The sequence below is a fragment of the Polynucleobacter necessarius genome (assembly GCF_900095205.1).
GTDB classification, from domain to species: Bacteria; Pseudomonadota; Gammaproteobacteria; order Burkholderiales; family Burkholderiaceae; genus Polynucleobacter; species Polynucleobacter necessarius_E.
This window is the reverse complement of the sequence record NZ_LT606951.1, coordinates 665,854-679,707: the sequence shown is the minus strand read 5'-3', so window position 1 is coordinate 679,707 and position 13,854 is coordinate 665,854. Positions and strand designations below refer to the sequence as shown.

Genomic DNA, 13,854 nt, shown 5'->3' with positions numbered 1-13,854 from the left:
TTTTTAATTTTTATAAAAGTTAATTAATGCACTTACTTAAAAAATAGGACCCCCTACTGGAGGTCCTATTTTATTTACCAAAAATTACTTAGCTAAGAATCCTGCTTCACCCATCAACTGCTTGTGCAAAGCTTCATTCAAAGTAAGCCAGTTTCTAAATTCTTTACCTGTCATGAATGTCTGATTGAATGCTCCATCAGCCATAAACTTTTTCCACTCTGGTGTAGCGCGCACTTTAACAGTAATTAAGTCAATTGGACGAACCCAAAGACACTCACCCGCATCCTTAAATACGGCATGACTGATAGCAATATCTATGCCAAATTCCTTATTGATACCTTCCAAGCGAGATGCAATATTGACGCCATCTCCCCATAAACGGTGTAACTCAAACGCTCTTCAGAGCCGATATTCCCTGCCAGCACAGCATCTGTATTAATGCCGATACGCACAACCAATAGTGGCTTGCCTTCTTGAATCAACTCTTGATTGAGTTTGACCATTCGCCTCTTGGTTTTGATGGCAGCAACTGCCGAGTGACAGGCATGGTGCGGGTTTAGGGCGGGCGCACCCCAAAAAGCCATGACTGAAATCGCCAATAAATTTATCGGCCGTGCCACCCTCTTCCTTGATGGCTTATGTCATCAGTTTGAGATAAGAAGAAATGCGCGCGCGAGTAACTCACGAGAAGGCGTTACCTCTGATAACGATGAAAAGGCCTTAAGATCAGAAAAGAGGATTATCAGATACCTACCCTCACCACTAATTTCAATGCCAGTATCCGACTTCAGCAAGTCGCTAACCAAATCCCCTCGGTATATAGGCTGTAAAAGCGGCAATCGTCTTTTGCAAACGACTCAAGGCGAGATTCAGAATGGAAATTTCTCTAATATGGGAATTCACATAAGAAAATTGATGCAAATTAAATTCACGAATATTGTCAGCCTCTTTAGCAAGCAATCTAATAGGTCGCGAAATAGCACGACTAAGCAATAAACTAATTGGGATCATGAGTAATAACAAAATTATTCCAACCAAGATCAACTTATGCTTAAGTGCAATTGCATCTGCAAGTAACTCATTCTCAGGAACTGCGCTAATGAACAAAAGGCGTCCCTCACCCCCTGCTGAAAATGGATAAAAATTAACATCCCAGCTATTTCCATCCACATCGCCTAATTTTGTGAATTGGGGTAAGTCGCTTTTATTGCCTGAAATCTGATAAAGAGCGTCAAGAATAGGTAAATTAAATTGATTAAGTCGTTTTAACTGAATCTGGTTTCCATTAGATCCAGATTCATCCACCAGAGATGTCGATCCACTTGAAGCAATAACAAACCCCTGATCATCAACAATTGCCATCCCTGCATTGGGGTTGGCTTTTGTTCCGCAAGATTTTTACCAAGGGCATCTAGCTCAATATCAATTGTAACAACAGCCTGACGATTTTCGGCTTGCTTCGCAATAGTAACACCGGCACGATGGTTAGCAAAAAATAAATACGGTGGGGTCGTAATGACATTTGAAGTTTTAACCGCCTCCTGAAACCAAGGTCGCTGACGTGGAAAATACTTTTTTGGATACTCCGCCTGAGGATCTACCTTTAATTCCCGCAATCCTGAATCTAAAAAAATATAGCTTCCCTGCAATGCTGACCCAACATGCTCGATGCTTTGAATCATGAAACTTGTTTCTGCTGGAGCACTGTATTTATTGCGATCTCCTTCTGAGCGTATAGGGCGTAGTAGGAAAAAATCTCCGTTGGAATAACCAACATAAACTGCGGCTATGGCACTGTAGTTAGAGAGCATTTCTTTAAATAATCCAACTCTTTTTAACCGAGCGCCAAGGGTATTTGCTTCAGTAATTGCAGAATTTGCTAGCAACCTGACCCCCACTTCGGAGAGGGATCTATGAGCCCACGAAAATTCGAGACCATCTGCTGAGCTAATCGATTGGATTTTTCTTGGGCACCTTTACGCAAAATCTCCTCTAAAGCCAGGTGAGAAATAATGCTAATAGTGCCGCCAACAATCAAAATCAGCAGCAAAAATAAGGATGAAATGTGAAGATTTAGCGAGAAATGTTTTTTCATCAGGATTCAGCGAGCAAAAAAGCCTTATTTAAAATTTCAGCCAAAAGTAATTTCACCTATTGCGAAAAATGACATCATTGCGAGTGCAAATTATTTTCTCAAGAACAAAGCTTGCCATAAGTCCTAGAAAATGGGGGAAATAATTGGTGCCGCTTGCCGGAATCGAACTGGCGACCTTTTCATTACGAATGAACTGCTCTACCAGCTGAGCTAAAGCGGCAATTTCGTAGTAATTCTAGCGGAATCGATCTAAGAGTTTTTTGCTGACTTTGTCCAGCTGGGTGGAGTCTTTGATCAAAAACTGCAATCCATTCGAGTCGGCAATCAGCAATGTATTGCCAGCGATTCTGCGAATATCTTCTTCGCCCTTGAGTCGAGTTCGGGTTGGGCCTCGATCGATTTCAATATCCCAAATGCTTGGCGTAGCAAAGGTAGATGCCTTAGTAATTTTTTCAATGATGGGCATGAACTCTCGTTCTGCTAACTCTTCCTCAATTAAATCTAACTCCGCTTCAGAAATCGCTGCCACGTTCGGAAACCAGCAAAGCTCCTTACCGGACTGATTCATGATGCCAATACCAGCAACCTGGCGCAGTAATTGGGAACGCTCTCACCGGATGTACACCCACATGGCGCTCACCATTACTATCAATAAAAACAAGGCGGCCTAGCGCATCACGCTCAAGCTGATGAGTCTTACTCATACCCCACCCCCGATTTTCTTAGCGGCTTCTTCCAACAACTCTTCTTGTTGCTCTTCCAAGCTTTCGCCGATAGCACCACCTTCAACCAACTCTGCAGCATGACGCAACTGCGCCTGATACAAGGTGTAATAAGCACCCTGAGCTTCCATCAATTGATCGTGGTGTGAGCCAATCTCGACGATCTCGCCTTTATCTAAAACAACCAAGCGATCCGCTTTCTTTAGCGTAGATAGACGATGCGCAATAGCAATCGTAGTACGCCCCTTAACCAAGTTATCAAGCGCTCGCTGGATTTCTTTTTCAGTCGTGGTATCCACAGAAGATGTGGCTTCATCCAAAATCAAGATGCTTGGATTAATTAGTAAGGCTCGTGCGATTGAAATCCGTTGACGCTCACCACCTGACAATGATTGACCACGTTCTCCAACTAGCGAGTCATAACCCAGAGGTAAACGCAGAATGAATTCATGAGCATGTGCTGCACGGGCAGCTTCAATGATCTCTTCACGACTAGCGTCTGGTTTGCCATAAGCAATATTTTCAGCAATCGCGCCAAAGAATAAAAATGGTTCTTGCAGTACCAAGCCAATGCGCTTTCGATAATCTGCGTGAACTTGGTGATGACTTATTGCTTGGACCTAGCACTGCTTGCATCGTCAATGCAGCGGAAGAGCGTGGCATTCCATCCATTCGATTATCCGAAGGCAACCTAGTTCAATTAGGTTACGGCGCTAAACAGCGTCGCATCTGAACAGCAGAAACTGATCAGACTAGCGCTATCGCCGAAACTATTTCAAAGGATAAAGACTTAACCAAGAGCTTATTACGTAGCGCAGGAGTCCCCACCCCGGAAGGTAGAACGGTTACCAGCCCAGATGATGCTTGGGAGGCAGCGCAAGATATTGGTCTTCCAGTGGTAGTTAAACCAATTGATGGCAATCATGGACGTGGCGTCTTCATCAATCTCTATACCCAACAAGAAATTGAATCTGCCTATGCAGTTGCTATAGACGAAGGTAGCGAGGTTTTAGTAGAGCGGCATATTGTTGGTGATGAACATCGTTTGCTGGTAGTTGGCAATAAGGTGGTGGCATCCGCAAAAGGGGAAACCGTTTGGGTTACGGGTGATGGCAAACATACCGTCCATGAACTCATTCAGATTCAGATTAACTCTGACCCACGTCGTGGTACTGCCGAAGAACACCCTCTTAATCCAGCACGAATTGATTCCGCAGTAGAGCTTGAATTAGCTCGTCAAAAATTAACGGGCGAAAGCATTCCGGAACTTGACCATAAAGTCCTGATTCAAAGCAATGGCAACGTTGCGTTTGATGTTACAGATTTAGTTCACCCTGACGTAGCTAGTCAAGTTGCTTTAGCAGCCCGCGTAGTTGGACTAGAAATTGCAGGCATTGATTTGGTGGCGCAGGATATTAGCAAGCCTTTAGCCGATCAAAATGCTGCTATTGTCGAAGTCAATGCTGGTCTTAGCTTATTGATGCACTTTAAGCCAGCAAGCGGCAAACCTCAGCCCGTTGGTAAAGAAATTGCTAATCACCTCTTTCCTCCAGGTTCGGATTTCCGCATCCCAGTAGTTGGTGTTTGTGGTGAACGTGGCAAAACACCTGTCGCTGAAATGATTGCTCATTTCTTGCGCCTGACCAATGTTTATGTTGGCCTCTCTAGTAGTAAAGGCCTATTCTTCGATAACCGCGCCATTCCAAATTGCCGCTCATCCAATTGGGAAAATGCCCGCCGCACACTTCTCAACCGCGCAGTCGAAGCAGCCGTGATTGAAAATAATCATCTATCCATGTTGATTGAAGGATTGGCTTACGATCGTTGTCAGGTTGGCGTTGTGCTTAATGTTGATCCACAAGCTAACTTTCCCCAATATGCGATTTATGACGAAGACCAAGTCTTTAGCGTTGTGCGCACTCAAGTAGATGTAGTGCTTCCAACTGGAGTTGCTGTTCTGAATGCCGATGATCCAATGTGCGTACAAATGGCAGAACTCTGCGATGGTAAAGTCATCTTCTTTAGCGAAAATCCAGATTCTGAAATCATCAAAGGTCACTTGTTAAATAATGGCCGCGCAGTGTTAATTGGCAAACAACAAATTACTTTGAAGTCAGGCAAGCTGGATCAGAAATCTATTCCAGTTCCTCGTCACTCAGAGGCTAATAGCACTTCTCCTTGGAAGACTATGAATTTAGGCGCCGCAATTGCTGCGGCCTGGGCTTTAGATATTCCGTTTAATGTGATCGAAGCAGGTGTAGAAACTTTTGTGCCTGATGTCGCCACTGCTACAGGGACTTAATTGGAAATTACCCGTATTCGCATGTTACGCGGCCCAAATTTATGGAGCGTCATACCGCCTTAGAAACGATTGCTTCTTGTGACGAATCAGAACGTTCGATCGAATCTATTCCCCAATTTGAAACGAAGATTCGTGAACGCTTTCCACAACTAGGTAGCATGCGTCGTGGCAGCCACAATGAAGTGCTCTCTCTTGCACACGCCTTGGAGCATGCTGCACTAGGTCTTCAAGCTCAAGCAGGTTGTCCAGTTACCTTTAGTCGGACCGTTCAAACGGTTGATATTGGGGTCTATCAAGTCGTTGTTGAATACACCGAAGAAGTTGTAGGCCGTATGGCTTTTGACTTTGCTTTTGCTTTAATGCAGGCGACTCTGAATGATGCGCCATTTGATCTTGCTGCTGCCTTATCTGAATTAGAGGCACTCTATAAAGATGTCCGCCTAGGACCAAGTACTGGCTCTATCGTGGATGCCGCGGTACAACGCAATATCCCCTATCGCCGTATGACTGAGGAGCATGGTTCAGTTCGGCTGGGGAAGCAAGCAAAAAAGAATTCAGGCGGCTGAGACTAGCGATACCAGCGCGATTGCAGAGGCTATTGCTCAGGACAAAGAGCTCACAAAAAATCTACTAGCGGCGGCTGGCGTATCCGTACCAATTGGTGAAGTAGTAACAACAACTGCTGCTGCTTGGCGTGCCGCACAAAAAATTGGTGGCCCAATTGTTTTGAAACCAAAAGATGGCAACCAAGGTAAAGGCGTTGTTGCGAATATCCAAACCGAAGAGGAAGTGCGTGCTGGTTTTATCGTGACGCAAGCTTTTGGTCGAGAAACTATTGTTGAGCGCTATTTACCTGGAGCCGATTATCGACTGCTGGTCGTTGGCAACCGCCTCTCTGCTGCTGCACGTCGTGAGCCAGCCCAGGTGGTTGGCGACAGCAAACATACAGTTGCCGAACTCGTTGAAAAAGAAAATCAGAATCCTTTACGTGGCAATGGTCATGCAACAGCTCTCACCAAAATCCGTTTTGATGATATCGCCCTTGCCCACTTAGCAAGTAGCGGCTTATCACCTCAATATGTACCTAAAACCGGTGAACGTGTTTTGCTGCGTAACAATGCCAACCTCAGCACTGGTGACACTGCTACCAATGTAACAGATGATGTACATCCAGATGTTGCAGCAAGCGCAGTTGCAGCAGCTCAGATGATTGGCTTGAATATTGCAGGCGTAGACATTCTTTGCGAATCGATCTACAAACCTCTAGAGCAGCAAGGCGGTGGCATTGTTGAAGTCAATGCAGCACCCCGGTTTGCGTATGCATCTGAAGCCGTCCTACGGCAAGGGTCGCCCAGTAGGTGAAGACATCATCAATATGATGTTCCCGTTAGGTGAAGATGGACACATTCCTGTGGTGGCCGTGACTGGTACCAACGGTAAAACTACCACTGTACGACTCATCTCTCATTTATTAAATGAAACTGGTCTGCGTGTTGGCATGACAGGTACCGATGGTGTTTATATTAATCATCGCTTGATTGATACCGGTGGTTGCAGTGGGCCAAAGAGTGCGCGTAATGTATTAATGCATCCCGATGTGGATGCTGCTGTTCTAGAAACAGCTCGTGGTGGTTTGTTACGTGAAGGCTTAGGCTTTGATCGTTGTGAAGTCGCTGTAGTGACCAATATTGGCGAAGGTGATCACCTAGGACCCAATTACATCACCAGCGTTGAAGATCTAGCTGTGCTGAAGCGTGTCATTGTGCAAAACGTAGCTCCTACTGGTGCGGCCGTACTCAATGCTGCTGACCCGATGGTTGCCAAGATGGGTGACAAATGCTCCGGCCGAGTGATTTTCTTTGCCCAAAATCAACATCATCCCGTCATTACTGCACACCGCGCTAAAAATAAGAAAGTTATTTACTTTGACGGCACCTATATTGTTGCGTCCCAGGGCTCGCGTGTTATGTACCGCTTCCCTGTCAGTGAAATTCCGCTGACACAGAATGGTGTACTCGGCTTTCAGATTGAAAATGCAATAGCGGCTATTGGTGCCGCATGGGCCCTAGGTCTTGATGCTGAAAAAATTGCGCCGCGGCCTTAACAGTTTTGAGAGTGCTCCTAATTCTGTACCGGGGCGCTTTAATCAATTTCAACACAATGGTGCTACGGTGATCGCTGATTATGGTCACAATCCGGATGCGATGCGAGCCCTTACAAGTGCCGTTGAAGCGATGAAACCCAAGAAGAGTCATGTGGTCATCAGCGGTGCAGGCGATCGTCGTGATGAGGATATTCGTGACCTCACTCGCATACTTGGAAATTCATTTGACAATGTCATTCTCTATCAAGACGCCTGCCAACGTGGGCGTGAAGACGGCGAAGTCCTCAGGCTTCTGCAAGAAGGCTTAGTAGGCGCCACTAAGGCAAAGCAAGTGCAGGAGATTCATGGAGAATTCAAGGCAATTGATACCGCCTTAAATGACCTTTCTGCTGGCGATATCTGCCTCATCCTAATTGACCAAGTTGAAGAATCCCTTGCCTACCTTAAAGAAAAAGTAAGGCCTTAAATTAAGCTGTTTTCTTGATGATGCTCCTGCTTGATCATGTGGGGCAATAAAAAACCCAATCGTGTGATTGGGTTTTTTGCTTTTGAAGTGAGATTCACTTACGAGTGATAGTGCTGAATACGGTCAATCTCTTCTTTAGAGCCCAGCATTACAGAAACCCGTTCATGTAAGTCTGTAGGCTGTAAATCCATGATGAGCTCTGTGCCATTCGTGGATGCACCACCGGCCTGCTCCACCAAGAAACTCATTGGATTGGCTTCATACATCAAGCGCAACTTACCAGGCTTATGTGGCTCACGTTGATCCCAAGGGTACATAAAGACTCCACCGCGAGATAACACACGGTGCACATCTGCCACCATAGAGGCGATCCAGCGCATATTAAAGTCTTTATCGCGGACACCACTTACACCTGCGAGACATTCCTCTACATAGCGACGCACTGGATCAGCCCAGTGGCGCATGTTAGACATATTGATCGCAAACTCTTTAGTCGAATGCGCAATCTTTACAGAATCTTTGATCAATAAGAACTCGCCTGTGACTTTATTTAAGGTAAACATCACTACACCATCACCTAAAGTCAAAGCCATCGTAGTTTGCGGACCATACACCACATAACCAGCAGCAACTTGATGACGTCCAGATAATAGAAAGTCTGAGGTTTGTAGAGGTGCATTTGGATCTTGCTTCTGAAGAACTGAAAAAATAGTCCCGATGGAAACATTCACATCAATATTAAATGAGCCATCGAGTGGATCGAACAAGAGCAAATAATCGCCTGTACCTTGAACCGGAACTGGGAGCTCCATTTCCTCGGAGGCCAAGCCTGCGAGCGATTTACAATCCTTTACACCCTCGATTAGCAAGTCATTAGCAATGATGTCGAGCTTTTGCTGAACTTCACCCTGCACATTACCAGTGCCCGCCGAACCGAGCAAACCAATCAATGCGCCTTGCGCCACTTCATGACTGAGGGTTGAGCAAGTATTCACCACTGCGGTAAGTAAATCCTGCAATCCTGCAGGTATATCGGCACCTGCAGGCTTAGCGGATGCCAAATATTGCTTGAAATTCATATGCGTACTTGAGGACAAAGGTATTTCTCCAGTTTTTGCCAAAGCGATCTGTTAATTGGACTCTATTTTGCCTTATTATTTCAGGAACTAGTTACCCAGCGCCTTTCCAATCACTTCCCTCACATCAGAAGAGAGTGTTTGGTACGTTGAAACCCGCTCTAAGGCCACTTTCATACGATCTTGATAAGGCTGAGCAAATAAACGCCAGCGATCCAATGCTCTTGCTAGGCGGGCAGCCACCTGAGGGTTAATAGGGTCTAGTGCTAGAACGCTATCCGCCCAAAACTCATAGCCACTACCATCAGCCTGATGAAAGCTCGCTGGATTATTGGCGCAGAAGGAATGAATCACGCTACGTACGCGGTTTGGGTTATTTAACTTAAAGGCAGGGTGTTCACGTAATTTTCTGACCTCCACAAGAGTAGATTCCAGTCCATCTACTGGCGGACGACTAGCTTGCAAGCCGAACCACTTATCAATCACCAATGCATCATTTGCAAAGCGATTATGGAAATCGATCAAACAATCCTTTGCCGCTTTCGCACCATGAACAACCAATGCAGATAATGCGGCATATCGATCCGTCATATTGTCGGCAATATGGTATTGATTTGCTGCCATAGGCGCCCAAATACTCGGCGCTGCATCTAACAGCATACTCAAGGCTAGATTTTTCAGTGCGCGTTTACCTGCATCAACACCATCTGACTTGAAGGGTCCTGGCGTTTGCATTTGTTGATACAAAGCCGCCCACTCCAGTTGAAGTTGTTTAGCTATTTCTCTACGGAAAGCGCGACGCGCATTAAATATTTGCTGAGGATCAACGCTGGCGCATTGCTCATACAAATAAGAATCTGCTGGCAATGTTAAAGCGAGTTCTTTAAAGGCTGGATCCAGTTCGGGGTCAAGCAAGAGATTGCGATACGCTTCAATCAACTCAGCATCTGGCAAGCGATTATTAAGAATCATTTGCATTGCTAACTTTTGACCAGCCTCCCAGCGATTGAAAGCATCGTCATCGCTGGAGAATAAAGCTAAAAGATCAGCCTCACTTTGCTCGAAATCCAAATTAATCGGTGCTGAGAAATTTCGATTAATTGAAAGTACTGGACGATCTGGAATATTGTCAAAAGTCCATGTTTGAGTGACTTGAGTAAGTTCGAGCAATTGTTCTGACTGATCATTTGACCGAGTAAGTAGACGAATCTTCAGCGGAATATAGAAAGGTTTTTTCTCTGGTTGGCCAGGGCTTGGCACACAGCTTTGAGTTAAGGTCAATTGATACTGTTTTTTTACGGCATCGTAGTGCTCTTGTACATGGACACGTGGTGTACCCGCTTGGCTATACCAATTCTTAAACTCGTTTAGATCTTTTCCATTGGCATCTGCCATGGCAGCCAAGAAATCATCACAAGTAACCGCCTGACCATCGTGGCGCTGGAAGTACAAATCCATCCCCTTCCGAAATCCATCTTTACCCAAGAGGGTTTGATACATCCGGACAATCTCGGAGCCCTTCTCATATACAGTAACCGTATAGAAATTATTGATCTCCTGATACTCGTCAGGACGAATTGGATGGGCCATCGGACCCGCATCTTCTGGGAATTGCAATTGACGCAGTAATCGAACATCCTCAATTCGTTTTACGGCTCTACCCGATTCGCTACCCATTTGGTCAGCAGAGAACTCTTGGTCTCTGAATACAGTCAAACCTTCTTTTAGTGATAATTGAAACCAGTCCTGACAAGTGACTCGATTACCCGTCCAGTTATGGAAGTATTCATGGGCAACAACACTTTCAATATTGGCGAAGTCTGCATCTGTAGCCGTTTCTGGTTGCGCAAAAACAAATTTGGTATTGAAAATATTTAAACCCTTATTCTCCATCGCTCCCATATTGAAATCACTGACGGCAACGATCATGAATCGCTCTAAATCTAACTCCAAACCAAAACGCTTCTCATCCCAATGAATTGAAGCAATGAGGGAATCCATTGCATGACGCGTTTTCTTGAGGTCGTGTGGTTCAACCCAAATCTGCAATAGCTTCTTGGCCCCACTGCTGATCGTAATGGTTTCTTCAATGCATTTCAACTTGCCTGCGACTAATGCAAATAAATAGGATGGTTTTGGAAACGGATCTACCCAAGTAGCGCTATGCCAGCCATTAGGAAGTTTTTCAGCGCTAAGTAAATTGCCATTGGAAAGCAAGACTGGACACTCCTCTTCACGCGCACGCAATGTCACCGTATAGCGCGCCATGACGTCTGGACGATCGAGGAAGTAAGTAATCTTCCTGAAACCCTCTGCCTCACACTGAGTAAAGAAGTTTCCGTTGGAAACATACAAACCCATCAAGGTAGTATTTTTCTCTGGAACACAAATGCAAATCATTTCTACGACAAATTTTTCTCTGCCCTCATTAGGCAAGGAATGTATCGTGAGCGTCTCAGGCGTTAATTCAAAATGACGATGGGCTTGACCATTAATTCTCAAACTCACAAACTCGAGTTCGTGTCCGACCAATTCCAAGGGCGCCCCTGGCTCAAAACTTTTACTCGGTATAACCTCGATCCGACTTTTAACAATGGTGCGAGCAGGATCTAAAGCAATATCTAGTTCAACTTGATCAAAGGTATAGACGGGAGGACGGTATGCGAGCCGGTGAAAGCTCTGAGGAAGATCGGTTTTCATCCCCTTATTTTAAGTCTTGGCCAGCAGAGCTGTGGATCCGCTAATTTAAGCCCAAATAAGGGTGCCCAAACCAATCGCAATAAAGGTAATGGCTGCCACTAAATGTACCCACTTTATTGGCACGCGCTTCGTGAATTTCTGGCGGAGCAAAGTCTATGGAGTACTGACTGCGAACACTAGAGGAAAGAAATTACTAAAGTAACTAATTAGATAAAAATATGCGGCTCAAAAGAGGAGTGTCTTCTAAACTCAAGGTAGAAGTGCAGACAAATTATTTCTGACTGCAAAAGAATCAGTAATTTCCTACAGGGAATCCCCCTAAGGATTAATAGAGGCTTTACTGATTTGAATTGTAAATAGAATTACTCTTGGTCTTGACCAATCAAATTAAGGATCTCGGCAGCAGCAGCCAATCCACAAGCAGCTGTCACCATTACCGTTGAACCGTAACCAGAGCAAGCCAATCCTCCAGTAGATGCACCAGCGCGAGGCTCATGAGAGTATACGGCTCGTATACCAATTTTATGTTTCAGATTTCTGGAAAAACCATGATCTTGTCGCAGACCTTGGCGTACCTTTGCCAATAATGCGTCTTGTTCGGTACGAGATAAATCATCACAACGAACGGACGTAGGATCGGTCTTTCCACCAGCAGCACCACACATCACTAAAGAACGAGTATTTTTTCGCGCCCAAACCGAAAGTGCAATTTTGGTTTGCACGGAATCCATGGCATCCAAAATATATGCTCCAGCAGGAATAAATTGATCTAAATTTTCTGGCTCCAAAAAATCATCATAAGCAGTCAAATGAATTTCAGGATTAATCTGCAAAATACGCTGAGTCATGGCTTCGACTTTTGCTTTGCCATACTGCCCCTCAAGCGCATGCAGTTGTCGATTGGTATTACTCTCTGCAATGTGATCGAAATCAATTAAAATAAGATGACCTATGCCAGTACGAGCCAAGGCCTCTGCTGCCCAAGAGCCAACACCCCCCAGACCCACCACTACAACGGATGCATTTAAAAATCGCTCGCGCAGCTCAGGACCATAGAGTCGTGAGACACCACCAAAACGCCTGTTTTCTATGCTTCCTTCTGCCTTGTCTTCTGCCATAGCTTCTCTTTATATACTGAATAAATGAACTCCATTGCTCAACTGCGTAAAAACTATACCTTTGGTCAGCTCTCAGAAACTGAGGTACCTCACGATCCCCTGCAGCTTTTCCAGCTCTGGTTTGACCAAGCCATCAAGGCAGAGTGCCCAGAACCCAACTCAATGACCTTAGCAACCGCTGATCAGGCCGGAAATCCTTCAGCTCGTATTGTCTTACTAAAAGGGGCTGATCAAAACGGCTTTACCTTTTTTACAAACTACGAGAGTCAAAAAGGACGTGATTTAGCTATACGTCCACAGGCTGCTCTACTCTTTCATTGGCATGAGTTAGAACGACAGGTCAGGATACAGGGTGTTGTAGAGCGGGTTAGCGCTGCTGAAAGTGATGAGTATTTTCATTCTCGCCCAGCAGCATCCAGAATTGGTGCATGGGCCTCTCCACAAAGCGCTGCTATTCCTAATCGTGAATTCTTAGAGGAAGCAGAAAAACGCTTTAAGGAAGAGTTTGGCGATGCCCCCACCCACGTCCTAAGCATTGGGGTGGTTACCGCTTACGGCCTACAGAAATTGAATCCTGGCAAGGTCGTCCATCTAGACTGCACGATCGCATGCATTACAAACTAGGGAGATCTGAGTGGCGAATTAATCGCCTAGCCCCGTAATCTTTTTTAAAGTTTCAAAGATATTGCTGCGCTATCAGCGATTTAAATTTCGCCCTGAATTTGGCAAGCTTCGGCGCCACTACTGCCATGCAATACCCTTGATAGGGATGTTGCTGAAAATAATTCTGATGGTAGTCTTCTGCCGGGTAAATAGCTGGCGCAACATCAATTTGTGTAACTACTGGGCTTGAGTAAATTTTTGAATTTTCAAGCTCCCTTACCACCTCATTTGCAATCTTGGTTTGATCATCGCTATGGGTAAAAATTACAGAGCGATATTGTGTGCCGTGGTCATTACCTTGGTAGTTCAAAGTCGTAGGATCGTGAATGACGAAAAAGATTTCCAATAAATCTCGAAAAGAGATGGCTTTTGGATCAAAAAGGATATCGACAATTTCTGCATGCCCTGTTGTGCCTGTGCAGACTGCCTCATAAGTAGGATTCGGTCTTGGGCCTCCGGCATATACCCAGAAACCACTGACTTAACCCCTGAAATCTGCTGATATACCGCTTCAAGGCACCAAAAACAGCCTCCGCCTAAAGTAGCCCGCTCTGTAAGGGGTGCATTTTTATCTAAATTTGTTTCCATGACTTTATCCTAATGCCTTA

General features: G+C 45.1%; 7 protein-coding genes, 1 tRNA gene and 6 pseudogenes. 3 read left to right on the top strand and 11 right to left on the bottom strand.

The features are described from left to right. Window positions 1-84: 84 nt before the first annotated feature. From DXE37_RS13925 to DXE37_RS03705, 7 genes and pseudogenes are all read right to left on the bottom strand, one after another. Window positions 85-345 (bottom strand): hypothetical protein, encoded by a 261-nt coding sequence (locus DXE37_RS13925; RefSeq protein WP_197713068.1) that lies wholly within the window; start codon window positions 343-345, stop codon window positions 85-87. After that, window positions 315-620, bottom strand: coding sequence for an adenylate/guanylate cyclase domain-containing protein (locus DXE37_RS03735; RefSeq protein WP_162786162.1), 306 nt, complete (start codon window positions 618-620; stop codon window positions 315-317). Before DXE37_RS03735 ends, DXE37_RS13925 begins: the two co-directional genes overlap by 31 nt. A 178-nt stretch (window positions 621-798) precedes the next feature. Next, complete coding sequence (locus DXE37_RS03730; RefSeq protein ID WP_162786161.1) at window positions 799-1,170, bottom strand: hypothetical protein; 372 nt, start codon at window positions 1,168-1,170, stop codon at window positions 799-801. A gap of 95 nt (window positions 1,171-1,265) precedes the next feature. Further along, window positions 1,266-1,886 (bottom strand): PDC sensor domain-containing protein, encoded by a 621-nt coding sequence (locus tag DXE37_RS03725; RefSeq protein WP_162786160.1) that lies wholly within the window; start codon window positions 1,884-1,886, stop codon window positions 1,266-1,268. Between the two features lie 353 nt (window positions 1,887-2,239). Further along, window positions 2,240-2,315, bottom strand: a tRNA-Thr gene (locus DXE37_RS03715). A 15-nt stretch (window positions 2,316-2,330) separates the two neighbouring features. Beyond that, window positions 2,331-2,799: pseudogene (locus DXE37_RS03710) on the bottom strand (cyanophycin metabolism-associated DUF1854 family protein). Next, window positions 2,796-3,407, bottom strand: a pseudogene (locus tag DXE37_RS03705) (ATP-binding cassette domain-containing protein); the annotation flags it as partial. The pseudogenes DXE37_RS03705 and DXE37_RS03710, both read right to left, overlap by 4 nt. On the opposite strand from DXE37_RS03705, the pseudogene DXE37_RS03700 reads away from it, so the two are divergent. Both DXE37_RS03700 and cphA read left to right on the top strand, forming a co-directional pair. Further along, window positions 3,392-5,119, top strand: a pseudogene (locus DXE37_RS03700) (ATP-binding protein); the annotation flags it as partial. The pseudogenes DXE37_RS03705 and DXE37_RS03700 overlap by 16 nt on opposite strands. After that, a pseudogene (gene cphA / locus DXE37_RS03695) lies at window positions 5,120-7,689 on the top strand (cyanophycin synthetase). Window positions 7,690-7,787: 98 nt separating this feature from the next. Here the strand turns inward: cphA and DXE37_RS03690 are convergent. The 3 genes from DXE37_RS03690 to DXE37_RS03675 form a co-directional block, all read right to left on the bottom strand. Continuing rightward, window positions 7,788-8,768, bottom strand: a complete 981-nt coding sequence (locus DXE37_RS03690) for a class 1 fructose-bisphosphatase (RefSeq protein WP_114636619.1) — start codon at window positions 8,766-8,768, stop codon at window positions 7,788-7,790. Between the two features lie 87 nt (window positions 8,769-8,855). Beyond that, window positions 8,856-11,465 carry an aminopeptidase N gene (gene pepN, locus DXE37_RS03685; protein ID WP_114636618.1) on the bottom strand — a complete coding sequence of 870 codons (2,610 nt, stop codon included), beginning with the start codon at window positions 11,463-11,465 and terminating at the stop codon, window positions 8,856-8,858. A 362-nt stretch (window positions 11,466-11,827) separates the two neighbouring features. After that, on the bottom strand, window positions 11,828-12,583 hold the full coding sequence (locus DXE37_RS03675) for a tRNA threonylcarbamoyladenosine dehydratase (RefSeq protein WP_114636617.1): 756 nt from the start codon (window positions 12,581-12,583) through the stop codon (window positions 11,828-11,830). A gap of 24 nt (window positions 12,584-12,607) precedes the next feature. On the opposite strand from DXE37_RS03675, the pseudogene pdxH reads away from it, so the two are divergent. After that, window positions 12,608-13,245 (top strand): annotated as a pseudogene (gene pdxH, locus DXE37_RS03670) (pyridoxamine 5'-phosphate oxidase). A 14-nt stretch (window positions 13,246-13,259) separates the two neighbouring features. Here pdxH and msrA read toward each other — a convergent pair. Then, a pseudogene (gene msrA, locus DXE37_RS03665) lies at window positions 13,260-13,834 on the bottom strand (peptide-methionine (S)-S-oxide reductase MsrA). Between the last annotated feature and the right edge of the window lie 20 nt (window positions 13,835-13,854).